General features: G+C 40.5%; 20 protein-coding genes and 2 tRNA genes. 14 read left to right on the forward strand and 8 right to left on the reverse strand.

Features of this window, described 5'->3' with window-relative positions; all coding sequences use genetic code 11:
- Positions 1 to 5 precede the first annotated feature (5 nt).
- The 5 genes from V7O61_RS00475 (at position 6) to V7O61_RS00495 (ending at position 5,954) form a co-directional block, all read left to right on the forward strand.
- Positions 6 to 989, forward strand: coding sequence for a sugar phosphate isomerase (locus V7O61_RS00475; RefSeq protein WP_407283067.1), 984 nt, complete (start codon positions 6 to 8; stop codon positions 987 to 989).
- A 134-nt stretch (positions 990 to 1,123) separates the two neighbouring features.
- Entirely contained in the window at positions 1,124 to 1,678 is a 555-nt protein-coding gene (locus V7O61_RS00480) for a helix-turn-helix domain-containing protein (RefSeq protein WP_023845041.1), read from the forward strand.
- 171 nt (positions 1,679 to 1,849) lie between these two features.
- The gene (locus V7O61_RS00485; RefSeq protein ID WP_407283066.1) at positions 1,850 to 2,992 is read left to right on the forward strand and encodes a radical SAM protein; all 1,143 of its coding nucleotides are present in this window, start codon (positions 1,850 to 1,852) and stop codon (positions 2,990 to 2,992) included.
- Complete coding sequence (locus V7O61_RS00490) at positions 2,989 to 3,834, forward strand: DUF4130 domain-containing protein (RefSeq protein WP_407283065.1); 846 nt, start codon at positions 2,989 to 2,991, stop codon at positions 3,832 to 3,834. Before V7O61_RS00485 ends, V7O61_RS00490 begins: the two co-directional genes overlap by 4 nt.
- A gap of 5 nt (positions 3,835 to 3,839) precedes the next feature.
- Positions 3,840 to 5,954 carry a MutS-related protein gene (locus V7O61_RS00495; RefSeq protein ID WP_407283064.1) on the forward strand — a complete coding sequence of 705 codons (2,115 nt, stop codon included), beginning with the start codon at positions 3,840 to 3,842 and terminating at the stop codon, positions 5,952 to 5,954.
- 57 nt (positions 5,955 to 6,011) lie between these two features.
- On the opposite strand, the gene hisB is transcribed toward V7O61_RS00495, so the two are convergent.
- The 3 genes from hisB to hisG are packed head-to-tail and all read right to left on the reverse strand — an operon-like array spanning position 6,012 to position 8,232.
- Positions 6,012 to 6,587, reverse strand: a complete 576-nt coding sequence (gene hisB / locus V7O61_RS00500; RefSeq protein ID WP_288070753.1) for an imidazoleglycerol-phosphate dehydratase HisB — start codon at positions 6,585 to 6,587, stop codon at positions 6,012 to 6,014.
- 39 nt (positions 6,588 to 6,626) lie between these two features.
- Positions 6,627 to 7,367, reverse strand: a complete 741-nt coding sequence (hisA, locus tag V7O61_RS00505) for a 1-(5-phosphoribosyl)-5-[(5-phosphoribosylamino)methylideneamino]imidazole-4-carboxamide isomerase (protein ID WP_407283063.1) — start codon at positions 7,365 to 7,367, stop codon at positions 6,627 to 6,629.
- A 10-nt stretch (positions 7,368 to 7,377) separates the two neighbouring features.
- Positions 7,378 to 8,232 (reverse strand): ATP phosphoribosyltransferase, encoded by an 855-nt coding sequence (hisG, locus tag V7O61_RS00510; RefSeq protein WP_023845035.1) that lies wholly within the window; start codon positions 8,230 to 8,232, stop codon positions 7,378 to 7,380.
- A 251-nt stretch (positions 8,233 to 8,483) separates the two neighbouring features.
- On the opposite strand from hisG, the gene V7O61_RS00515 reads away from it, so the two are divergent.
- The 3 genes from V7O61_RS00515 (at position 8,484) to V7O61_RS00525 (ending at position 10,179) form a co-directional block, all read left to right on the forward strand.
- Positions 8,484 to 9,680 (forward strand): methionine adenosyltransferase, encoded by a 1,197-nt coding sequence (locus tag V7O61_RS00515; protein WP_023845034.1) that lies wholly within the window; start codon positions 8,484 to 8,486, stop codon positions 9,678 to 9,680.
- Between the two features lie 233 nt (positions 9,681 to 9,913).
- A tRNA-Tyr gene (locus V7O61_RS00520) sits at positions 9,914 to 10,021 on the forward strand.
- Between the two features lie 85 nt (positions 10,022 to 10,106).
- Positions 10,107 to 10,179: transfer RNA gene (locus V7O61_RS00525), tRNA-Asp, on the forward strand.
- A gap of 138 nt (positions 10,180 to 10,317) precedes the next feature.
- On the opposite strand, the gene V7O61_RS00530 is transcribed toward V7O61_RS00525, so the two are convergent.
- Positions 10,318 to 10,869, reverse strand: coding sequence for a PEF-CTERM sorting domain-containing protein (locus V7O61_RS00530; protein WP_407283062.1), 552 nt, complete (start codon positions 10,867 to 10,869; stop codon positions 10,318 to 10,320).
- 1,451 nt (positions 10,870 to 12,320) lie between these two features.
- Positions 12,321 to 12,710: a hypothetical protein gene (locus V7O61_RS00535; protein WP_288070643.1), complete on the reverse strand. Its 390-nt coding sequence runs from the start codon at positions 12,708 to 12,710 to the stop codon at positions 12,321 to 12,323.
- A 212-nt stretch (positions 12,711 to 12,922) separates the two neighbouring features.
- On the opposite strand from V7O61_RS00535, the gene V7O61_RS00540 reads away from it, so the two are divergent.
- The 5 genes from V7O61_RS00540 to V7O61_RS00560 all read left to right on the forward strand — a co-directional run bounded on the left by V7O61_RS00540 (position 12,923) and on the right by V7O61_RS00560 (position 17,285).
- Complete coding sequence (locus tag V7O61_RS00540) at positions 12,923 to 14,098, forward strand: M24 family metallopeptidase (RefSeq protein WP_407283061.1); 1,176 nt, start codon at positions 12,923 to 12,925, stop codon at positions 14,096 to 14,098.
- Between the two features lie 31 nt (positions 14,099 to 14,129).
- Positions 14,130 to 15,026: a type II methionyl aminopeptidase gene (gene map, locus V7O61_RS00545; protein ID WP_023845030.1), complete on the forward strand. Its 897-nt coding sequence runs from the start codon at positions 14,130 to 14,132 to the stop codon at positions 15,024 to 15,026.
- Between the two features lie 20 nt (positions 15,027 to 15,046).
- Positions 15,047 to 15,841 carry a hypothetical protein gene (locus V7O61_RS00550; protein WP_023845029.1) on the forward strand — a complete coding sequence of 265 codons (795 nt, stop codon included), beginning with the start codon at positions 15,047 to 15,049 and terminating at the stop codon, positions 15,839 to 15,841.
- 32 nt (positions 15,842 to 15,873) lie between these two features.
- Complete coding sequence (locus V7O61_RS00555) at positions 15,874 to 16,161, forward strand: YunC family protein (RefSeq protein WP_407283060.1); 288 nt, start codon at positions 15,874 to 15,876, stop codon at positions 16,159 to 16,161.
- A gap of 92 nt (positions 16,162 to 16,253) precedes the next feature.
- Positions 16,254 to 17,285: an RNA methyltransferase gene (locus tag V7O61_RS00560; RefSeq protein WP_407283059.1), complete on the forward strand. Its 1,032-nt coding sequence runs from the start codon at positions 16,254 to 16,256 to the stop codon at positions 17,283 to 17,285.
- Positions 17,286 to 17,291: 6 nt separating this feature from the next.
- On the opposite strand, the gene V7O61_RS00565 is transcribed toward V7O61_RS00560, so the two are convergent.
- The 3 genes from V7O61_RS00565 to V7O61_RS00575 are packed head-to-tail and all read right to left on the reverse strand — an operon-like array spanning position 17,292 to position 19,667.
- Positions 17,292 to 17,867, reverse strand: coding sequence for a M48 family metallopeptidase (locus V7O61_RS00565; RefSeq protein ID WP_407283058.1), 576 nt, complete (start codon positions 17,865 to 17,867; stop codon positions 17,292 to 17,294).
- Between the two features lie 23 nt (positions 17,868 to 17,890).
- Positions 17,891 to 18,700: a tRNA pseudouridine(38-40) synthase TruA gene (truA, locus tag V7O61_RS00570; RefSeq protein ID WP_407283057.1), complete on the reverse strand. Its 810-nt coding sequence runs from the start codon at positions 18,698 to 18,700 to the stop codon at positions 17,891 to 17,893.
- Positions 18,701 to 18,716: 16 nt separating this feature from the next.
- Positions 18,717 to 19,667 carry an ArsR/SmtB family transcription factor gene (locus tag V7O61_RS00575; RefSeq protein WP_407283056.1) on the reverse strand — a complete coding sequence of 317 codons (951 nt, stop codon included), beginning with the start codon at positions 19,665 to 19,667 and terminating at the stop codon, positions 18,717 to 18,719.
- 140 nt (positions 19,668 to 19,807) lie between these two features.
- Here V7O61_RS00575 and V7O61_RS00580 point away from each other — a divergent pair, with 140 nt between their 5' ends.
- Entirely contained in the window at positions 19,808 to 20,875 is a 1,068-nt protein-coding gene (locus V7O61_RS00580; protein ID WP_023845023.1) for a formate--phosphoribosylaminoimidazolecarboxamide ligase, read from the forward strand.
- Positions 20,876 to 21,200 lie beyond the last annotated feature (325 nt).

The following is a 21,200-nucleotide window of genomic DNA, read 5'->3' on the forward strand; positions in this document are numbered from 1 at the left end:
AAGTTATGAAAGAGACGGTGAACTTCTCTTTGTATGAGAATGACATGAAAATGTTTGATTCTGATTGGGGAAAGATACGGAATTTCCTTGTTCGGCATGATCTTGATGGCCTGGAACTTTTTGTGGATTCCTCCCCTCTTCCTGATGGTGTACCAAAGGATCTGATTGTAGGAGTCCACCTGCCTTACTGGATGGGAAGGCACAGGGCATGGGCTGATCCGTCTGTATTCACACAGGATATGGAGGAGTTTGAAAGGATCTATGTTTTTGGCGGTGGAAGCCAGGAAGAAGTGATTGGGACTTTCAGAAAAGCCCTTGATAATGCTCATATTCTGGAGGCGGAATATGCGGTTTTTCATGTATCTTATGCGGAACTGGAACAGGTCTACACACGCTGTTTTAACTGCACAGATAATGATGTGCTTGAAACGACAGCAGATTTTTTGAATAAAGCTGTTTCTGTTTATCCTGATGGAGAGCCCCCGGTTAGATTGTTCTTTGAAAATCTGTGGTGGCCGGGACTTACATTCCTTGATTCTATGAATGTTGAATACTTTTCATCATTGCTTGATTTTGATAACTGGGCTTTTGTTCTTGATACGGGTCACCTGATGAATGCCACAATGAAATGTGATGACGAAAATTGCTCTATCAACGTAGTTCTTGATCTTCTTTCCAGACATTCGGAGGACTTCATTAAGAAAATAGAAGGAATGCATTTTCATTGCAGTCTGTCGGGCGAGTTCATGCGCAACTCTATGGATCTGGAAATTCCGCAAGGTTTTGGAGAATTGCCTTTCCATGAACGATTGATGTCTGTGATGGGAATACTGGACCAGATGGATCAGCATATGCCATTTTCAAGTGAGAATTGCTCGCAGATAGTTGATATGGTGTCTCCTGATTATCTGACGCATGAATTTGTCGCAACTGACTTGCGCTCTCTTGATGAGAAATTGTATATACAGACACAAGCATTACGCAAGTAAGTTATATTTATTATTACTTTTCTTTTTATTATTGGTATTTTTAGTTTTATTTTTTTATTTTTTCAAGATACGAACCGTTTGATGGGCTGTTTTCGCAGAAAACTATATATGGTACACATGAATTACTTCTAATTATGAGCACTCTCGATAACAATGAATCCGAGAATCCAGAGCATACTGACCGTCTTAAGCTGTTTAGCGCTCTTGGAAGTGAAACCAGACTCAGGATGCTTCAAAGGCTGACTGAGGGCGAAATGCACATATCAGAACTCGCAAGGGAACTCAGCATCTCTGTGCCAGTTGCTGCAAAGCACGCAAATATACTGGAAGATGCTGACCTTATACAGCGCAAGGTTTATGGAAAGACCCATGTCCTGCAGCTTAATAACAAGAATATTTTCCATGCACTTGATATATTTGCACCTTCCAGGACTGTTGAAGTTGAAAAGGGTGCAACATTGCTTCAGGCACTTAAGAAAGCAGCAGTTGTTGAAGTAAAAGACGTTCACGGCCAGGATAATATTGTTTCCACAAATGGCGAGGAAGGATTCTTTGTCTACGAAGTCGATGGTGTTTTCTCTGACAAGAATGTCAATGAGTTTGTTTTTGACAAGAATTCCACAGTTATGTGGAAAAAACTTGAGCCTATCAGTATCTTGAAAGTTAAAGTAAAGATTGCTGAAGAGTAATTGTTCTGAGGAACGGTTACCCGTTCTTCTGATTTCATTTCTTTAAACCCTATATTTGGATTTGTATCTGTTTTTTGTTTGTTTTTTAGTGTTATCACATCAGCCTTTTCATCGAATACTTTCACCCCGCTTACGGGTTGCTTATATTCTTCTCTGGCATATTCTTCACTGATGAACCACAGAAGTCCTGCTAATGAGCACCATATGACGCTTATGGAAAGGATGAGAGTATTGTCCGAAGGCACGAAGTATGATAGTTGCAACCAGAGCGCTGTCTGTCATGCTTTCGGACCTGATGGCCGCTGCATACAGCTCTACAAAACACTGATGACAAATGCCTGCTCCGGGGAGTGCACATATTGTCCTAACAGGTGCGGCAGGGATTCTGTGAAGGCATCGTTAAGTCCGGAAGAGATTACGAAAATCACGTGGTCATTCTATCGCAGAAATGCAATTGAGGGTTTATTCCTGTCATCAGGTGTTATTGGTGATGCCGAGAGGACTGCTGAGAAGCAACTGGAGGTAGCAAGGCTTCTTCGGGGGCAGGGATTCACAGGTTATATACACATTCGTGTGATGCCGGGGACACCTAAGTATCTGCTGGAGGAGATCGCTGAGTGTGCAAACAAGTTTGGGGTAAATGCAGAGACTACAAGTACAATAAATTACTCGGAGATCTGCCCGAACTTTGATTACAAGAATGATGTACTCCAGCGCTTGCAATGGACCCGTGATCTCATCAACAAAAAAAGAAAGGAAGAAGGTTTTAGAGGCCGCATTATAGGTGCGAATGACACTCAATTTGTGGTGGGCGCAGTTCAGGAATCTGACAGGGAAATTATCGGAACCGTTGAGAATTTTATGAACAGGTATGAGCTAAGAAGACCATATTTCATGAGTTTTGATCCGGTTCCATTCACGCCTCTTGAGAACAATGCTCCATCTCCTATGTGGAGGGAGATAAGGCTTTACCAGACATCTTATCTTCTGAAAGATTATGGCATGACTGCATGTGATCTTGATTCTGTTCTTGATGATAATGGTTTCCTTATGGATATGGATCCAAAGATGCTTCTTGCTTCATGTAATCCTGATATATTCCCTATTAATGTGAATACCGCAAACAGAGACGACTTGCTCAAAGTGCCGGGAATTGGGCCGGTGGGTGCAAACAGGATAATCCAGTCAAGACCGATTAATTCAGAAAAGGAACTTTCACGTATGGGTGTGGTTATCAGTCGTGCCAGGCCTTTTATTGAACTCAATGGAAAAAGACAGACAAACCTCTTCTCATTTACAGGTGTGGGAGCATGATAGTAGCATTCAGGGAAAATGTGGAAGGTGTTCTGCTTGCATGTGCAGAACTTATGGCGAATAAAGACTGCAAACTCATCAGTGCAAAGGACAGGGAATCACTGAAGCAGAAAATGGAGTTTGCAGGTATAACTGACGTAAAAATGCTGGGATTCAGGGCGACAGTTGATACTTCTAAAATTGTATGCCACATTTTCGGTTCACAAAGAGCAAGGATGTTCCAGCGTGACCCTGATGTTGAAGGTTACATATCAATGGTTCTGAGGCATCGTAGTTCAAGTCCTATTGAGCTGGTGAACTTTTTGGTTTCATGTGAAGGTAATGTCGAATTGCTATATTCAGGCAAGACAAGAACCGGAAAAAAATACTATAATTACATGCGTGATGTTAGTCGTTCATATCACCGTTTGTGTATGTTTGGACGTCCGTATTCTGTGAATGGTGTGCTTTCTGTAAAAGTAGATTCTCCGCACCACATTGGAGATATGTTCTGTCGATGGCTTGCAAGAAAAAATCCTGATCTTCCGGTTGCAGTGATTCAAAGGGATGTTGCATGGATAGGAAATGGAAGACATGTGGGACTGGATCATTATACAAATATCCCTGCTTCCCTTGCAGGAAGTCTGGAATTCATATCGACTACTGATGAGATAGATGACCTGTGGGACATGTATTATGATTCACAGGCAATCCCTAAGAGGAGAAACAAGACACATGCAAAGCAATTGCAACCCAAGACCTCAGCTTCAATGAGCAAGATGTCCGAAAGGGACAGGTATAAAGTTGAAAGGGGGATCGCAAATTGTACTCTCGACAATTTTGCATCCGGGTCGGAGGTATGATTTAAATGATGGCAGAAGTAAGGACATTACAGGATATTCCTGGTATTGGGGATAAGATGTCAAAACGTTTCGTGGAACATTTTGGTAGTGAGGTTCAGGCACTTGATGCGATACTGGCAGGGGATATTGCCAGCATTTCAGAAGTTGAAGGAATAGGGCAACGCTATGCTATATCATTGATACAGGATGTTGCATCAAGGGTGGAAGGCGTAACCATGGCTGATTTTTTGAGAACACGGGAGGCAATGGATGTCTACGAGAAATTGCTTGATCTTGTACGTGAGTTTGCTCATACACGTTATTCCAGGGAGAAATTACATGTGTTCTTCCCATATCCTTCCACAAAAGCAGAAAAAATCATGCAGGTAAGAGAATCTGTTTCATATTATATGCATACAGCAAGTCTGCTGGAAGGCGATGATAGTATTGCTGATTTGCTGTCAACGGTCTCCCAGCTTAATTTCAGGTACCAATGTCCAAAAATACGCGATCGTGTGATAATCACATCAGATCAGGAATACTATGAATCTGCAAGAAAACGATTTTCCGGTTTAGTTGATGTCCATTTTGCAAGGTCTCTATCAGAGCTAATAGATATTTCCAGAGGTTTTTCACAGGTAATCGCAGTAGGTGATAAATTCCTGGCTTTTGATTTCCCTGAAGATATAGAACCTGAATTCGTATCTGATCTCGATGATCTCGATGATTATAAAATAATACCGGAAAAAGAAATATTCCTGTTTTCCCGTAATCTCAGCTCCCTTGAGTCCTCTGTGAATTTAGTGAGACTGCTACGGTCAAAAGGAGTGAGTTTTTTTGAGAAAATGGATGATGATGCAATTGAAATGTTGTCATCGACCCTTGCTCTTATTGATGAGGATGGTGACATTGTTCACGGGATGGATGCTGAACTTGACAGGATATCCGATGCAATTTCAAGTCTCAATGTCGTTGTTGCTGAGACTGTCAGTTCTGTAAATGAAGAACTGAACTCATCTCTTGAGAATAGCCAGATGACGTTGAGTGGTCAGGACATGCTAAAGGTTATGAATGGCTCAATGGAGTTGAAAGAGATACTGAGTAAGAAGCTGCATAAGAATTATAGTTCAGTTGTAAAAGATGCTGTTGAAAGGATATGCAATGAACTTCACCTGGAGAAAAAAGAACGTTTACTTGTGGATTCTCTGTTCCCTGAGGAAATAATGCATCCAATAGAGGCGGATGTTGAAAGTCTTAATAACTTAAGGCAATACCTTGACAAAAAGGCACAGAAAAGAAAGTTCAATCATAAACGTGAAGTTTCCCGTATATTATCTGCTTACAGGGAACTTTCCCGGGAGATGGTGAAGTCAGTTCTTGATTTTGACGTGGGTTTTGCAATTGGCCTCTTTTCAAGAACTTACGGTCTTACAATGCCTGCTATCATAGATGGTGCAGGTGTTGGGTTAAAGAGCGGAAGAAATCTTTTCCTTCTTTCAAGACATGGGGATGTAATTCCGGTTGATTATTCCATTGGTGAAAATTCCTTTGGCCTGGAAAACGATGATAGTCGCGTTGTACTTTTAAGCGGTGTTAATTCGGGAGGTAAGACCTCCCTTCTGGAATTACTTGCACAAAGCATTATTCTTGCTCACATGGGTTTCCCGGTTCCCGCAGAAATGATGGAAATCTCTCTTACAGAGTCAATGTACTACTTCGCCAAATCAAAAGGTACGCTGGATGCAGGCGCTTTTGAAACAACCCTTACTGAATTTTCAGTGGTGGCAGATGAATCTGCAAAATTCGTTCTGGCTGATGAACTGGAGTCGATTACTGAACCGGGCGCATCAGCAAAAATAATGGCAGGGATACTTGAAGTGTTAATGGAAAATGACAGTACAATGTCGATATTCGTATCTCATCTGTCCGAGCAGATATTGGAAAATACCAACCGCAATATCCGGGTTGATGGAATTGAGGCTAGTGGTCTGGATTCAGAATTGAATCTTGTAGTCGATAGAAATCCTCGCTATAATTATGTCGCAAAAAGCACTCCTGAATTGATAGTAGAGAGACTATCAAAAAAGACCGGTGGTAAAGAACAGGAATTTTACGAGAAATTAAGAAATAAATTCCGATAATACGGAATTTGGAATTATGATATTTGAAAATAGAATAATTCTGAATATTAGTAAAGATCAAAGCACTCCTTTAGTGCTTTTAATCTCGTCGCCTTCTACAACTACTGCTCTTCTAAGAGCATAAGCGAATGCTTTAAAGAGTGCTTCTATTTTGTGGTGGTCGTTGTCGCCATAAACATGAGCATGCATGTTTATTTTTGCATTCTGGGCAACGGCTTCGAAGAAGTGGTCTACCATCTGGGTGCTGAACTCACCAACTTTAGGAGCTTTAAAGTCTGCATCTATTACAAGATAGCTTCGCCCTCCAAGATCAAGTGCAACTGTTGCAAGTGCTTCATCCATGGGGATACGTGCCTCGCCAAATCTTGCAATACCTGCTTTGTTTCCAAGTGCTTCAGCCAGTACCTGACCAAGGACTATACCTGTATCTTCTATCAGGTGGTGGTCATCTACAATGAGGTCTCCAGTGGCTTTTACAGTGAGGTCGAAGTTTCCATGTTTTGTAAAAGCAGTCAGCATATGGTCAAAAAAACCTACACCTGTACTAATGTCTGCAACGCCTTTTCCATCAAGCTCAATCCCAATGGAGATGTCAGTTTCGCTGGTTTTGCGTGAAATTTCTGCTTTTCTCATGGATGCACCTGTTGATTAGATTCTCTATAGTTGATTTCTTTATAAATCTTCACTGATAATATTTATCGCTTCTGGAAGTGTGAATTTACCTGTGTATAGTGCACTTCCAACAACAACTGCCTTTGCTCCGGTATTCTTCAGTGCAATGAGGTCATCAAGTTTAGTTACACCACCAGATGCAATTACAGGAATACTTACGGATTTGACCAGTTCCTCGGTAGGAGCAGTGTTTACACCCTGAAGAAGTCCTTCAGAATCTATGTTGGTAAACAGAATACTTCCTGCACCAAGTTCCTCAAATTTGATTCCCATTTCAACTGCTGTGAATTCTGACTCTTTTTTCCATCCATCAATGGCTATCTTGCCATTCTTGGAATCCAGAGCTACATTTATGTGCTCGCTTCCAAATTCATCTGCAAGCTCTTTTACAAGTTGTGGATTGTTGATGGCGGCAGTACTAAGTATGGCTCTGTCAACACCGATATTGAGAAGTTCAGCAGCGTTTTCAAAAGAACGGATTCCGCCACCCACCTGGATTTTCATACCAAGCGGCTTGCACTCCTTAACTATTTTCTCGATAATTGGTGCATTTTTGCGTTTTCCGTCAATAGCACCATCAAGATCAATAAGGTGAAGAGTTTTTGCACCCTGGGATACCCAGTCCTTTGCTACGGCAACAGGATCATCAAGGGATATCATTTCACTTCCCGGAACACCCTGTACTAATTGTACACATTTGCCGTTTCTCATATCAACGGCAGGAATCACTTCAAATGACATATGACCTCATTTAAGGCATCATTCTTTCAATTGGCACTACAAGAATATCTTTTGCGCCTGCTTTTTTGAGCTCTCCAACGGTTGCAAAAATACTGGATGCATCAACTACGGCATGAACTGCAAGTATTGAATTATCAGACTCAACCTTCATCACTGTTGGTCCTGCCATTCCGGGAAGTACCTTTTTAACGGTTTCAAGCTCGGTTTCAGGAACGTTCATCATAAGATACCGTTTGCCCTTTGCCCTGAGCACGCTTTCAACAGCTGTCTGGATCTGTTCGATCTTTTCATCGTCAGCTCTTGTCTTTTTATTTGCAATGAGGTAAACTGATGAAGTGAAAACTTTCTCTATCATCTTTAGATGATTGGTTACAAGAGTTGTTCCGGAACTTGAAATGTCAACAATTGCATCGGCAATTCCGACATGTGGTGTCATTTCACATGCACCGCTTACCTTTATAACCTCGATATCAACACCAAGGTTTTTGAAATATTTAGCAGTGATGTTTGGGAATTCAGTTGCAACGCGCATTCCCTGAAGGTCCGCTGCAGAGCTGATTTTTGAATCTTCAGGCACTGCAAGTACCAGATTTGCACCGCCGAATTTCAGATCAAGCAGCACTTCTACGTCGGATTCTGTCTCATCAATAAGATCAAGACCTGTGATGCCTACATCTGCGGCACCATCCTGCACATATTCCGGAATATCTGCGGCTCTTGCAAATAGATATGTGATCTCAGGGTCTGTTGTTTTGGCAAAAAGTTTCCTTGTCCCTCCTTCAAGTACAGGCAGGCCTGCCTCTTTGAGGAGGTTTACTGTAGGGTCATGTAAGCGCCCTTTGTTGGGTATTGCAATACGTATCATGGGGATCCTTCTGTGAAATTATAATCAGTATCAATTGAACGTTCTTTGAAAGACTTTTATAGCATATAGAGTTCACGCTGAGCTTAGATTAAAATGTAGTTAATTTAACACGCGTGTACTTATTACTATCAGTTATATTTTTGGACGGTAAATATTAAATATCTATTACGTTCTTGATATAGCGAAGAATACATAATCGATTTGATTTATTTTCTTTCATTTGTCTTTTAATTGACTTCTAGAGGATTAATATGATGCGAAACATCAAAGTTGAACACCTGATCGAAACGCCGGTGGAAAAACAGCAGATTGAGCTTGTGGAGAGGAAGGGAGTAGGTCACCCTGACAGTATCTCCGACGGTCTGGCAGAAGCTATGAGCCGTGCACTGTGTAAGGAATATATCGAAAAATGTGGTGCGGTTCTCCACCATAACACCGATGAAACTCAAATCGTGGCAGGAAGATCAAACCCTCAGTTTGGAGGCGGAGAGGTTATTCAGCCAATTTATACTCTGCTTGTCGGAAGGGCAACCAAAGAATTCAACGGTGTTGAGATTCCTGCTGAAGCTGTTGCGATAAAAGCAGCTAAGAATTATCTCAGAAACACAATAGTTGACCTTGACCTTGAGAGTGACATAATCCTTGACTGTAAACTTGGTACAGGTTCATCTGATCTAAGAGATGTTTTCCAGAGAGACAGGGTTCCTGTTGCAAATGATACTTCCTTTGGTGTAGGCCATGCTCCCTTCTCAGAACTTGAGCAGATTGTTTATGATTCAGAGAGAATGCTTATCACAGATCTCAAGAAGAAAATCCCGGGAATTGGAACGGATATCAAGGTAATGGGTCTGAGAGACAATGATGATATTCAGCTCACCATCTGCTGCGGTATGGTTGGTAAGTACATAGATGATATGGACCACTACATTAACCTCAAGGAAGAAATGGTGGACTATGTTACCGATCTTGCTCTCAAACGTACAGACCGTAAAGTAACAACATTCATCAATGCCGCAGATAACTGCGAGAAGAATTCTGTGTTCCTGACTGTTACCGGTACATCTGCAGAAATGGGGGATGATGGTTCAGTAGGTCGTGGAAACCGCTCAAATGGACTCATCACACCAAACAGGCCAATGAGTATGGAAGCAACTAGTGGTAAGAATCCTATCAACCACATTGGTAAGATATACAATCTTCTTTCAACCCAGATGGCAAAGGATATCGTAAAGGCAGTTCCTGATGTAGATGATGTTTACATTAAGCTTCTTTCCCAGATAGGTAAGCCAATAGACCAGCCGTTTGTAGCCAGTGCACAGATAATTCCTGCTGATGGTGCAAACTTCAATTCTATTAAGTCAGAAGTTGAGGTCATAATGGACGACTGGCTCTCTGATGTAACCAGGATAACAAAGATGGTTATCAACGGAGAACTGGACACTTTCTAATTCTTTCTTTTGAAGTGCGCCTGTCCTGTAGTGACATGGCAACTTCATTTTTGTTTTTCAGGCCTTTCCTATTTTATTTAATTTTCTAGATTTTTACTTTGGCCGCATTTAATGCTTTTCTTTATATACTACGCATGTGCAAACTTGTTTTTCGGCGAAAGAGCTAAGTATGATTATGCGTATTGGAGTGTTGCATCGCACGGCACTGTCGTGCGGAAGCATGATTTGTAAGACCCGCTTTAACTCAGTTGGTAGAGTGCGCGGCTGTAGTTTGATTCATGTGCATGGTCACATTACGCGCAGGCACCGCGATGTCCCCGGTTCGAGTCTGGGAGGCGGGACTTTCAAAATCATGAACAACTCACAAAAAGCTTTATATACAAGAACGCCCTTTTAGGGGTGCTCACAAGCGAAATTAACTCTAATGTCCGAATAGTGTAGAGGCCTATCATGGAGCCCTGTCGAGGCTCCGACCCGGGTTCGAATCCCGGTTCGGGCGTTAAAACTCAAATCCCGGAATTTCCGGGTGCATTTTCTTTTTTTAATAAAAATTTGTACCCTAATAATTTCTTCTGCTATTATCTTATTGTCTACATGTTATGTTTTTAAAAAAGAACTAAGGGTGGTTCCCTTAGATTTAATCTTCTCTACGGTTCTGGAATATGAATGCCAATCCAATTACTGCAGCTATAGGTAATGCTATCGTAGGGAACTCGGGTATTTCCTCTTTGCATATTACTGGTTTAATTGTAGCTTTAATACTGTTGTCTTCAAAACCTTTTTCTTTAATTTGGTACACTGTAATTTGTTCTTGGTCAAAATATAATTTTAAGTATCTTGGAGAGTATTCATTTCCATTTGCAGTGAATACTGGCTCTATCTTTACATAATGTTTACAGTTTTCTCCTACTTTTTCTGATATTATATTAACCACAGTTTTATCAGTGTCAAGTGTGATAGCTGGTTCACTACCAAGATCTTCCCAATATACAATGGTTGTTTTCTGACCATCATAATTGATTTTTAAGCCAATATCAATCGTATTTGTGTTAAATCCGCTTGTGTAATATTCTCCGGTGACTGTGACGTAATAACATCCTTCTGGAGATTCACAAGTGCAACCTGCAGCACATTGTGTTGCAAGTAACAATACCAAGGCTACGCCTACTATTATGTTTCTATTTTGCATTTTCCCACACTCTGTTTAGTAAATGAGTCTCTATCGATATTTTCTAAAAATATCAATGGTACATTTTTATGTCTATGTTTAAACTATTTATATGAATCTTTATAAAATTTGTATGGTAATATATTTCAAGAAATGCCTAAAAAATATGTTCAGTATTCCTTGGTACTTAATTGTGAGGTTTATGTAAGCCGACTAAAATTCATCTGTTATACCTGCTTACATATGTTTCTCTCATAGTGCCTGTATTCTTTGGTTTAATAATTAATTACTTTCTCCAATATTCACTTATCTTTATTATACAGTTTTAATAATTTTTGAATTTTAACTACATATAAATAGCATGTATATATAATGCTAAATGTGGTACATATGAATGATTCCGGCAATTTGATTGCTGCCAAAGCGCTGATACTCGCAATCCTGTATATTGCTCTTCTTTTTGGGATAGTAATCTTTGCAGGAATTACAGGAATATAACTTGCATTTTTTCAAAATACTCTTTTTGTACGGCAAGTGAGAAATTTTGTAAGTTCATATTTTATCTAAGTTAGAACACTTTCCTGATTTTAATATGAAATGCAGGAAAAATATAGCTTCACATTTATTATATGGGGACAGTTATGTGCGCTTGTATTTCAATTTTGATTTCGTGCCAAGGCTTGTTTAGTACGGTTTATGATAACTTATTAAAAGCGCATACAAAATATTACTATTAATCATATTCGTAATATTCATATATCATAGATTATATCTAGGGGTCAGAAAGGTCAGATGGAAGCCGTCGATTATTCTAGTGTTCTCCAAATGCTACTTCAAAAACGACTTCCTGTAATTATAAGTGTTCATTGGCTCATCTGTCCTGTCAACACCTCTTTTCCAGCTCATGTATTCACACATGTTTGTCAAACACACTATGTTTGATATAACTAGAAATGTATTTATAATACTACTGTCTTTTTGTAGACTGTTATGTTTACGAAATGCGGAAAATCCACAGCAGTAAGATTAATATTAATGATTTCTCTCTATCTTCTTTTGATGTTATCTGTAGGTATTTTCTCGGCTATTATGCACTAATTATACATGTATCCAGTTCAAAGTGCTCTTCCATTGTTTTCAGAAGCTTAACTTCAATAATTATTTATAATGAAGCACTAATAGAATATTATGGTACGAATAAATTCCATAGCCAACCTTCCTACCATGAAGATACTATTTGTTTTAATATTGTATCTTTTAATGGTGATATCTATAGGTCTGCTGGCAGGAATCATGTCAAGATAATGCATGATAAAAGAGATAAGATGTTGAAAATGTAATAAAAATGGTGGATTTCCCGTTTTTCATCGTTTTTGGGACGTTTTTCCGTTTTTCTGTTTTTCGCCGTTTTTGGAACGTTTTTCCATTTTTCCGTTTTGCGTCGTTTTTGGAACGTTTTTCCGTTTTTACCATCATAATGCCACAGTGTGGAGTATCTGCACAAGGCTGCATTCCATGAATATGACCATCAGGTTGTTTACCACCAGAAACAGACCTACGAATGCAATTCCTTTCCTTGACCATCTCCATAATAGATCTGTCCATTTTGAATCTGAATCTTTCAGGATTGTGTAATTCCAGTACACGATTCCAATGAACAGGATTTTTAGTATCAGGAGAGAACCCACACCATAGTTATGCATAACTGCCGCCAGGAAGTCATTCTCTTCGAATCCATAGTTAAGAGCATGGGCCGTTGTCAGGAAATCTCCGAGTACGTAAAACAGTATTATATACTTAATATCCCTGAGGAAGTCAGAGACATTTGTGAACTGTGAAACGTACTGATTTGCGTTGTGCATAATAGTTGCTATTCATGGAGCTGTATATAACCGGAATGTGGATATATCCACATTCTATGTTCATAGAACTCCTGGCAATGTATGAATAAATGCCAAATTATGCATGCAGAACTATGGTCAAAAAATAACAATTCATGTCAGGATATATTCTGTAATCTTCAAATCAGACATTTGATAACAATTTTGTACTAGTAGCTACTAGATATTATATTATGACCTCATCAACTGTTCCTATCGATATTTCCAAAACGCTGGAAAGCCACAAGTCAGATGCATATCTGATGGTAGGCAATTCGAACAATGCAGATATTTATTACGCAACCCGTTTTTCAGCTTCAGACGAGTTCACCTACATTCAAATTAAAGATGGTAGTGAAATACTACTTATTTCCGACATGGAAAAAGGAAGAGCTGAACTGGAATCCAGGGTCTCTGATATTCGTACTTTACAGGGCTGTGATTACAGGTCAAAGGTAAAGGAAAGACAGGATCCTGCTCTTGCCTATTGCGACTGCATCGCTGAGATTCTACAAAAAGAGGGTACAAGGCACATTGCAGTCCCAAGGGATTTCCCATATCATATTGCCCAAACTCTCAAGGAAGAAGGATTCAGCATACAGGCGGTAAAAAGTCCATTCCTGCAGCTTCGTGCAAAGAAGAACGAATCTGAGATCAAAATTGTCAGGAAAGTACAGGATGCCTGCAACACTGCGATGAAGGCAGCTGCAGAAATGATAAGGAAATCTGAAAGTGTGGAGGGAATACTCAATTATCGTGGTTTTGCCCTGACATCAGAAATGATCCGCAAGGAAATCGATATGACTCTTCTTGAACATGGATGTGAGGCAGACAGCACCATCGTTGCAGGAGGAAAAGGTTCAGCAAATCCTCACTGGGAGGGCGAAGGCCCGATAAAGGCAGATGAACCTGTGGTCATAGATATCTTCCCTCGCAGTAAAAGAGAAAAATACTACGCTGACATGACCCGCACAGTTCTTCATGGAACTCCTTCCGACAAACTAAAAGATATGTACGATGCAGTTCTTGAAGCCCAGAAAGCTGGTATTGAAATGGTAAAACCGGGTGTCAAATGCAGTGAAATACACAACAGGGTTTGTGATGTTTTTAAGGAAAAAGGATATGACACAGTAAGAGACGGCTCCACCGTTGGTTTTATTCATTCAACAGGGCATGGTGTAGGTCTTGAGATTCATGAACTTCCCTTTGTTGGCAACAGTGATGTGGAACTGGAGGAAGGAAATATCATCACCATTGAGCCGGGATTATACTATCCGGATGTAGGTGGCATCCGTCTTGAAGACCTGATTCTTGTAACAGCAGACGGGCATGAGAACCTGACTGAAATGGAAAAGAAATTTGTATATTAGTGCCAACTAAAGTGCTATAAGGAGATTTTACATGGCTGACAAAGTTAAGGAGATCGAAGAGATAATTGACAAATATCTCAAAGCAGGAAAGATACTCTCACAGGTAAGGAGTGAGGCAAAAGACAGGATAAAGGTAGGTGTCAGCCTGCTGGAAATCGCTGAGTTTGTGGAAAACCGCGCAGTGGAACTAGGTGCTGATGGTTCGGCATTCCCATGTAATATATCCCGTAATGATGAGGCGGCACACGCCACACCACTTGCAGGTGATGAAACCGTCTTTGGTGAAGATGTCATCAAACTTGACCTTGGTGTCCATGTTGACGGCTACATTGCAGACTCTGCAATCACAATTGACCTTTCAGGAAAGTACACTGATCTGGTAAACGCTTCCAGTGATGCGCTTGATGCAGCAATTGATACTGTAAAGAATGGTGTGAGCACAGCAGAAATTGCAGCAGCTATAGAAGATGCAATTCTTGCACATGACCTGAAACCTGTTGGAAATCTAACAGGACACGGACTTTCACAATATATTCCTCATGCTCCTCCAAGTGTACCTAACAAAAGAGTGAGCAGTGGAGTTGTACTCAAAACAGGTGACATAATAGCTATTGAACCTTTTGCAACAGATGGTGCTGGAAAGGTAGTGGACGGAACGTTGACAGAGATTTTTCAGGTGGTGAACAAAAAACCTGTGCGCTTACCAGCTGCAAGAGCTCTCCTTAAGGAACTTGCTCCTCACAGGACTCTTCCGTTTGCAAAAAGGTGGTTAAAGACTCCTCAACTTGACTTTGCTCTCATGCAGCTTGAAAAAGCAGGGATTGTTCATTCATATCCTGTACTTAAAGAAGTTGCAGGTGGAATGGTCTCGCAGAAAGAACACACTGTCATAGTAACAGAAGACGGATGTCAGGTTACAACTAAATAACCTATCAGGATGAGATTTGATTGAGAATCGTGAGTTTCTTATCTTTAATCTTTATTCTTTTTTCAGTCCTAGTCATTCCTGCAAGTGCAGCTTATGACTGGGATAACAGTATAACTGTAAAAAAAGACAGCATGACATGGTCTTACACGGAAACTTATTCCGGTGACAGGTCTATCATTTTCAAAAAATATGTTGATATGGAATTTGGGAATGACGATGGCTTTGTAGCTGCCTGGGAATTATTAAAAACTGATGTCTCAATGAGCAAATCCTTCAGGCAGTCAATAGAGGACAATATGGACGTGAAAATTGACAATACATCTAAGAATGTTATTTTACTTGGTGTTGAAACAGACATGTCCTCTGAACTTCTGGGGATTACAGGCGAGGAACGCGATATTGTCAATGAATATAAAGTATTTTATGATTTTAAGGTTCCACTTGATGAATCTGGTTCTGTGATGTGGTTCCAGGGAGAACCTGAAACAGATGTTACAATCAGTTTGCCTGAAGGTATGGAGCTCAAATCGGTTGATGGAATTGACAATGAGTCAGTGAAAGAAACATCAAAAGGAACTGTTATTGAAGGAAAATTTGGTTTTACAGGTGAAGTGGTAATTGAGTATTCTGTTGAAGAGGAAGAACCAGTAGTTGAAGGAAATAATGCGGCAAACACAACTGCAAATACTACTAAGGATTCTTCTGAATCTGCAACGAAGACACGTTTAGAAACTTTTCTTGACAGGCTGTTTTCTGGCAATACAGATGAAATGCTCAATAAATTAAATCTGGATGGCTCTAACAATCCTGATTAATACTGGAAAGTTGAAAGGATTAAGGTGATATTATGCTGATAGAAAATATCGAACTTCAAAACGGAACTGCAATGGGTTTGAGTTTTGCTATGCAGAATGCATCATTACTCGTAATCCGTGCAGACAGGGGGTTTGTGATGTGTGGCTATCTTGACATGGAAACAGCATCAGTTCTTGGTGATGTTGCTGTGAAGGTCAAAGGTGTGAACAGCTTTGATGATGTGCTTGCAGCACCTGTTGTCGGAGCAACCCAGAAAGCCATCAATCTTAGTATAAAAGTAGGTATGACAGGAAAAGAAGCATTAGAACTGATGTTCTGATATTTTCTTTTACATCTTTTCAATTAGTTTTTCTTTTTCAATTCTCCATTGAAACGCTTTAAATACTACTTCTATTCTCTATTGCAGGTATTATGCTGTATGCTTTTGAGTTATCCGGTGAGCACGCTGTCCTGCCAGTAAAAGAGGTCTTCGCCTGTCTTTCAATGGAAGGGCTGACATTCAGGGAACATGCATCCTATGACCAGTGCCTCGTAGTTGATATCGAAGGTGAGGATATTGACACAAAACTTCGCTTCATTGCAGGCAGGCTTGCAATGTCCCATCACATACTGAAAGTAGTAGGTATATGCGATGTTGAAACCGATCAGATAATAGATATGTGCGACAATTCTGATCTGTCCGGGCACCTGTCAGAAGGGCAAACCTATGTTGTCCGTGCAAAGAGGGCAAAACATCACGGTGATGTCAAAAGGGAGTTCATAGAAGGAAGACTGGGTGGCAGCATATATCGCAAAGGTTTCAGGGCTAACCTGAATGAACCTGATGTTACTTTCCGTTTAATCATGACCAACAAGGCAGTCCTGGGCTCAATTGTAGCAACAGTTGACAGGGGTGATTATGAACACCGTGCGCCACATAAAAAACCATTTTTTTACCCTGGTGTGCTTATGCCAAGAGTTGCAAGAGCCCTTGTGAACATATCCCAAATACGTTCAGATGAGGTACTTTTCGATCCGTTCAGTGGTACGGCAGGTATCCTTGTTGAAGCAGGCCTCATAGGTGCCCATGTTATCGGTATTGAAGTCCGCCGCATGATATCCCACGGTGCAAAGATGAACCTTGATGAATATGATGCTGATTACACATTGCTTGTGGGTGATGCATGTCGTGTTTCACTTAAAGCTTCATCAGTGGATGCAATTGTGACGGATCCACCTTATGGCAGGTCTGCGGCTATAAGGGCAGAATCTCTTCATCACCTGTATACGGATTCATTTGCAGAAATGCATCGTGTACTTAAAACCGGAAAACTTGCAGTTGTAGTTTCCGAGATGAAGGTTGTCGTGTTTGCAGAAATGGCTGGATTTACGGTTGTAGATGTGTTTACACAAAAAGTACACAAAAGTCTCACAAGGACATTTACGGTTCTTCGCAAAGATTAGCTTGATTCATGACTGATTATTTTGACACTTTTGCTGTATCATGGACCAGTAGGCTGAAAGCTTTGTCTCTGATTCCTTATAATCAGGATAACGCTTTTTCACATGGTTCCAGAACCTGGGACTATGATTCAGTTCAATAAGATGGACCATCTCATGATGTACAATATACTCCACCATTTCATCGGGCAGGTATCGCATAAATGTGTTGAAATTGAGATTTTTCTTAGAACTGCAGCTTCCCCATTTTGTTTTCATTTTCCGGAACCTTACATTTTCAGGTTTGACTCCAAGCTCTTTTCCAATAATAATCACAAATCTATCGATGAGGCTTTTCAGTTCATCCACCGATCTGCCGGTTACAAGTTCGATGTCCCGGGAAAAATCCTGAATCTTCTGCATTTTAGAATAACGGTTGTATATCCATCTCTGGTGCCTGCGGATTATTTTCTCATGTTCCCTGAACGATTTCGGAACGATGAGATATAGCTCTCCTTCGTGGAACTCCAGCCTTGGATTTTTCACATCCCTTCGGATCAGTTCATAGTCTACGACCACATCCCGGATACTTGCAGTACAACGCATTCTCTTAAAATAGTAAAAAAGGATTATTCGTTTGGAACCAGGTGGTCCATCACTTCAGCCATAACCCTGTGTCGCACCAGATAATCATGTACATTATCGGTGGCTCTCCTTATGGCATAAGCATCCTCACACCAGTCTATAGGTTCAGGATATTCCACTTCCATAAGTGTCAGGCCGTAAGCCGCTGATGATTCCAATCCTTCTTCGTATGACTCCGGGTCAAGCATTTGCATAAGCCATTCTTCGTCCCTGACTTCGCTTCCAACCATTGTAAGTGCTGTGACTATTTTCCTCACCATGTTCCAGAGGAAACTGTTTGCCTGAATGTCTATCTTGGTTAAGGTTCCACTAACACGAACATCTATTTTTTCTACATTGCGGATGGTGCTTTTGTCTCCTTCCTTGGTGCAGAAATTAGCAAAATCATGTTCCCCTACAAGCAGTTTTGAAGCAGCCCTTATTTTTGCAATATCATACTGCTCTCCGCTCATTATATACCTGTATTTACGGCTGATTGCCCATCTTCTGGGGTCAAAATCGTCAGGAACTTCAGCATGTGCCCATGCCCAGATTGAATTCGGTAATTTTGAATTAATAACCCTTGGGATTGCAAGGTTTGGCTTATCAGTATCAAAAGCAACGACTTGTTCCCTTGCATGTACTCCTGCATCTGTTCTTCCGGAACTTGAAAAACGTGCAGTTTTAGGATCTTCGATAATTTCAAGCTGCGTGAGTGCATTGAACAGCTCGCCTTCTATTGTAGCTACATCCGGCTGGACCTGTGATCCATGGTAGCCAGTGCCTACATATGCTATTTTCAGAGCAACTCTCATACAATTCACTCTGGCTTCATATGTTCTTTTTTCTATAATACATTTCTCTTACAAATAGAAGGGTAATTACAAAAATACAGCCAAAGAAAAACCATACGCTTACATGAGACAACAGTCCGTGAATAAATGAGTCTGTAACAGCTCCTCCTGCTGCAGTTACGTTATCTGTTACTGTGTTTGAAAGCGGTTCAACGGGTGTCTGGTTTGTTGTCATCACGCTTTCCCTCATCACATCAGCACCCGCATCAGTTCCGTTAGGTGTTGATGAAGCAAGCATTTCAGGCTGTACCCCGTCCGATGTTATTGGAGTCATTTCTGCAGACTCGGTTGGAATCTCAGCAGGCATTTCCTCTTTGACGGTCTGTTCGCAGAGCACAGTATCAGATGCGTTTTCATCCATATCATATTGAAATCCTGCAAAATTATCTGTTTCATATGCAGGTGCTTCTTTTGTCATTGCTGCCATGGATTCGTTTCCTGAATTAACAGGAAAACTCCTGGTACTGGCAGAATCCTGTGCCATTTGCGGTGCATAGGAAAACATTGAGTATCTGCTAAGAGCTTCAAGCCCTGTTGCAGCAAACACAGCTCCGGCAACAAGGCCAAGATATTTTTTAAGCATGTTAAGTATTGAAGTTCTGTCCTTTTTCATGCTTCCAGGGGCAACAACTATCAGTTTCTGGACAGGTTCGTATATTTTGACTTCTCTGCCTTTGCGGCTCCATTTTGTTTCCTTGACTTTGATGAGGTCTGCTTCAATTAGTCCGTCAAGATTATACTTTACTGTTGTAAGCGGTATGTCAAGCATTTCAGCAACATCACTGGCAGACATTGGTTTATCTGCAAGTATCTCCAGCATCTTCATTGCTTTTTCATTTGAAAGCAACTGGGTTATTTTTTTTGAATCCTCACTCAGAGGAAGAATAAGCACTTTTTCTGAGCCCGTACTTTCTTCGTTCTCTCCCATAAGTTTCAGTATATGAACGTTGATTTATATTATTTCCTTTAAGTTCAATTTCACTTGAACTTATAACAATTTAAAATGTAACTCGAAAAGTTAAAGAATAGCAAGAACAATATGAGGTAAATTCTAGGGGCTATTACACTATGATTACTAAAGAAGAAATAATGGAAATCGTTGAGAATTATGACCAGGACAATCTGAGCATTGCCACTGTTTGTTCTCATTCCAGTCTTCAAATATTCTATGGTGCAAGACAGGAAGGTTTCAGGACCATAGGTATCTGTGTAAAAGAGCCTCCAAGATTCTACGATGCTTTCCCTCTTGCAAAACCGGATGAATTCATTGTAGTTGGAAGCTACAAGGAAATCCCGGATATTCTTGCTGAGCTACGCGCAAAGAATGCTATTGTTATCCCACATGGTTCATTTGTGGAATATATGGGAGGAGAGGCTTTTGCTGAACTTGCAATCCCAACTTTTGGTAACAGGGAAGTTCTCGAGTGGGAGTCCGACAGGGAAATGGAACGTGAGTGGCTTGAAGGCGCAGGAATTGAAATGCCAAGGGTAGTAAAACCACAGGAAATAGATGGCCCAGTAATGGTAAAATATCATGGTGCAAAAGGTGGCCGTGGTTTCTTTATCGCCAAGAACTATGAAGAATTCCAGGAACATATCGATCCCAATGAGAAATTCACGATACAGGAATTCATTGTAGGAACAAGGTATTATCTTCATTTCTTCTATTCACCACTGAGGGAAGAAGGCTACAAACTCAGTACAGGTATCCTTGAGATGCTCAGCATGGACCGCAGGGTCGAGTCCAATGCAGACGAGATTTTCAGGCTTGGTTCTCCAAAAGAGCTTGAAGAGGCTGAAATTATTCCTACTTATGTTGTTACCGGAAATGTTCCGCTTGTTGCCAGGGAATCACTTCTCCCAAAGATATTCAATCTGGGAGAAAGGGTTGTTGAGCAGTCACTTGAACTGTTTGGCGGTATGATCGGTCCTTTCTGTCTGGAGACAGTTGTCACGGACAAACTTGAGATCAAGGTCTTTGAAATATCAGCACGTATAGTTGCAGGTACAAACATTTACCTTGCAGGTTCTCCTTATTCTGATCTTGTTGAACCAAATCTTTCAACCGGTAAGAGAATCGCTCAGGAAATAAAACTTGCAAGTTCCATGGGACAACTTGACAAGATTTTATCATAAACATTTCATTCTCCAAAAATAAAAGTCTTAATATTCTGTGGTTCCCGGAATCACAGAAGCATTCTATTTCTAATTCTGCGATGTAGCTATGACCATAGCATTGATTTCAGTTTCAGGTGCAGTTACTATATGTCCATATTCCTTGCGTAGCCTATGGGAATTTTAAATGGAAAGAATATACTCATACATAAAAAAGAATTTGTGAAAAGAAATGAGGAACCTCGCATAATGATGGTTTGGGTGAAGTATGGGGTATGATACATTAAAAGAATCAATGCATCAGAGGGGAATGATGTGATGACGGAGATTCCTCTTTCACCTACAT

It is taken from the genome of Methanolobus sp. WCC1, assembly GCF_045690315.1.
Taxonomy (GTDB): domain Archaea; phylum Halobacteriota; class Methanosarcinia; order Methanosarcinales; family Methanosarcinaceae; genus Methanolobus; species Methanolobus tindarius.

What these genes read in the sequence shown, in the direction of transcription:
- V7O61_RS00515 (WP_023845034.1), top strand. Translation starts at nt 8,484, where the DNA reads ATGATGCGAAACATCAAAGTTGAACACCTGATCGAAACGCCGGTGGAA.
- V7O61_RS00560 (WP_407283059.1), top strand. Translation starts at nt 16,254, where the DNA reads ATGCTGTATGCTTTTGAGTTATCCGGTGAGCACGCTGTCCTGCCAGTA.
- V7O61_RS00540 (WP_407283061.1), top strand. Translation starts at nt 12,923, where the DNA reads ATGACCTCATCAACTGTTCCTATCGATATTTCCAAAACGCTGGAAAGC.
- V7O61_RS00480 (WP_023845041.1), top strand. Translation starts at nt 1,124, where the DNA reads ATGAGCACTCTCGATAACAATGAATCCGAGAATCCAGAGCATACTGAC.
- V7O61_RS00565 (WP_407283058.1), bottom strand. Translation starts at nt 17,867, where the DNA reads ATGCGTTGTACTGCAAGTATCCGGGATGTGGTCGTAGACTATGAACTG.
- truA (WP_407283057.1), bottom strand. Translation starts at nt 18,700, where the DNA reads ATGAGAGTTGCTCTGAAAATAGCATATGTAGGCACTGGCTACCATGGA.
- V7O61_RS00530 (WP_407283062.1), bottom strand. Translation starts at nt 10,869, where the DNA reads ATGCAAAATAGAAACATAATAGTAGGCGTAGCCTTGGTATTGTTACTT.
- V7O61_RS00490 (WP_407283065.1), top strand. Translation starts at nt 2,989, where the DNA reads ATGATAGTAGCATTCAGGGAAAATGTGGAAGGTGTTCTGCTTGCATGT.
- V7O61_RS00475 (WP_407283067.1), top strand. Translation starts at nt 6, where the DNA reads ATGAAAGAGACGGTGAACTTCTCTTTGTATGAGAATGACATGAAAATG.
- map (WP_023845030.1), top strand. Translation starts at nt 14,130, where the DNA reads ATGGCTGACAAAGTTAAGGAGATCGAAGAGATAATTGACAAATATCTC.
- V7O61_RS00495 (WP_407283064.1), top strand. Translation starts at nt 3,840, where the DNA reads ATGATGGCAGAAGTAAGGACATTACAGGATATTCCTGGTATTGGGGAT.
- V7O61_RS00485 (WP_407283066.1), top strand. Translation starts at nt 1,850, where the DNA reads ATGAACCACAGAAGTCCTGCTAATGAGCACCATATGACGCTTATGGAA.
- V7O61_RS00575 (WP_407283056.1), bottom strand. Translation starts at nt 19,667, where the DNA reads ATGGGAGAGAACGAAGAAAGTACGGGCTCAGAAAAAGTGCTTATTCTT.
- V7O61_RS00535 (WP_288070643.1), bottom strand. Translation starts at nt 12,710, where the DNA reads ATGCACAACGCAAATCAGTACGTTTCACAGTTCACAAATGTCTCTGAC.
- V7O61_RS00580 (WP_023845023.1), top strand. Translation starts at nt 19,808, where the DNA reads ATGATTACTAAAGAAGAAATAATGGAAATCGTTGAGAATTATGACCAG.
- V7O61_RS00555 (WP_407283060.1), top strand. Translation starts at nt 15,874, where the DNA reads ATGCTGATAGAAAATATCGAACTTCAAAACGGAACTGCAATGGGTTTG.
- hisG (WP_023845035.1), bottom strand. Translation starts at nt 8,232, where the DNA reads ATGATACGTATTGCAATACCCAACAAAGGGCGCTTACATGACCCTACA.
- hisB (WP_288070753.1), bottom strand. Translation starts at nt 6,587, where the DNA reads ATGAGAAAAGCAGAAATTTCACGCAAAACCAGCGAAACTGACATCTCC.
- hisA (WP_407283063.1), bottom strand. Translation starts at nt 7,367, where the DNA reads ATGTCATTTGAAGTGATTCCTGCCGTTGATATGAGAAACGGCAAATGT.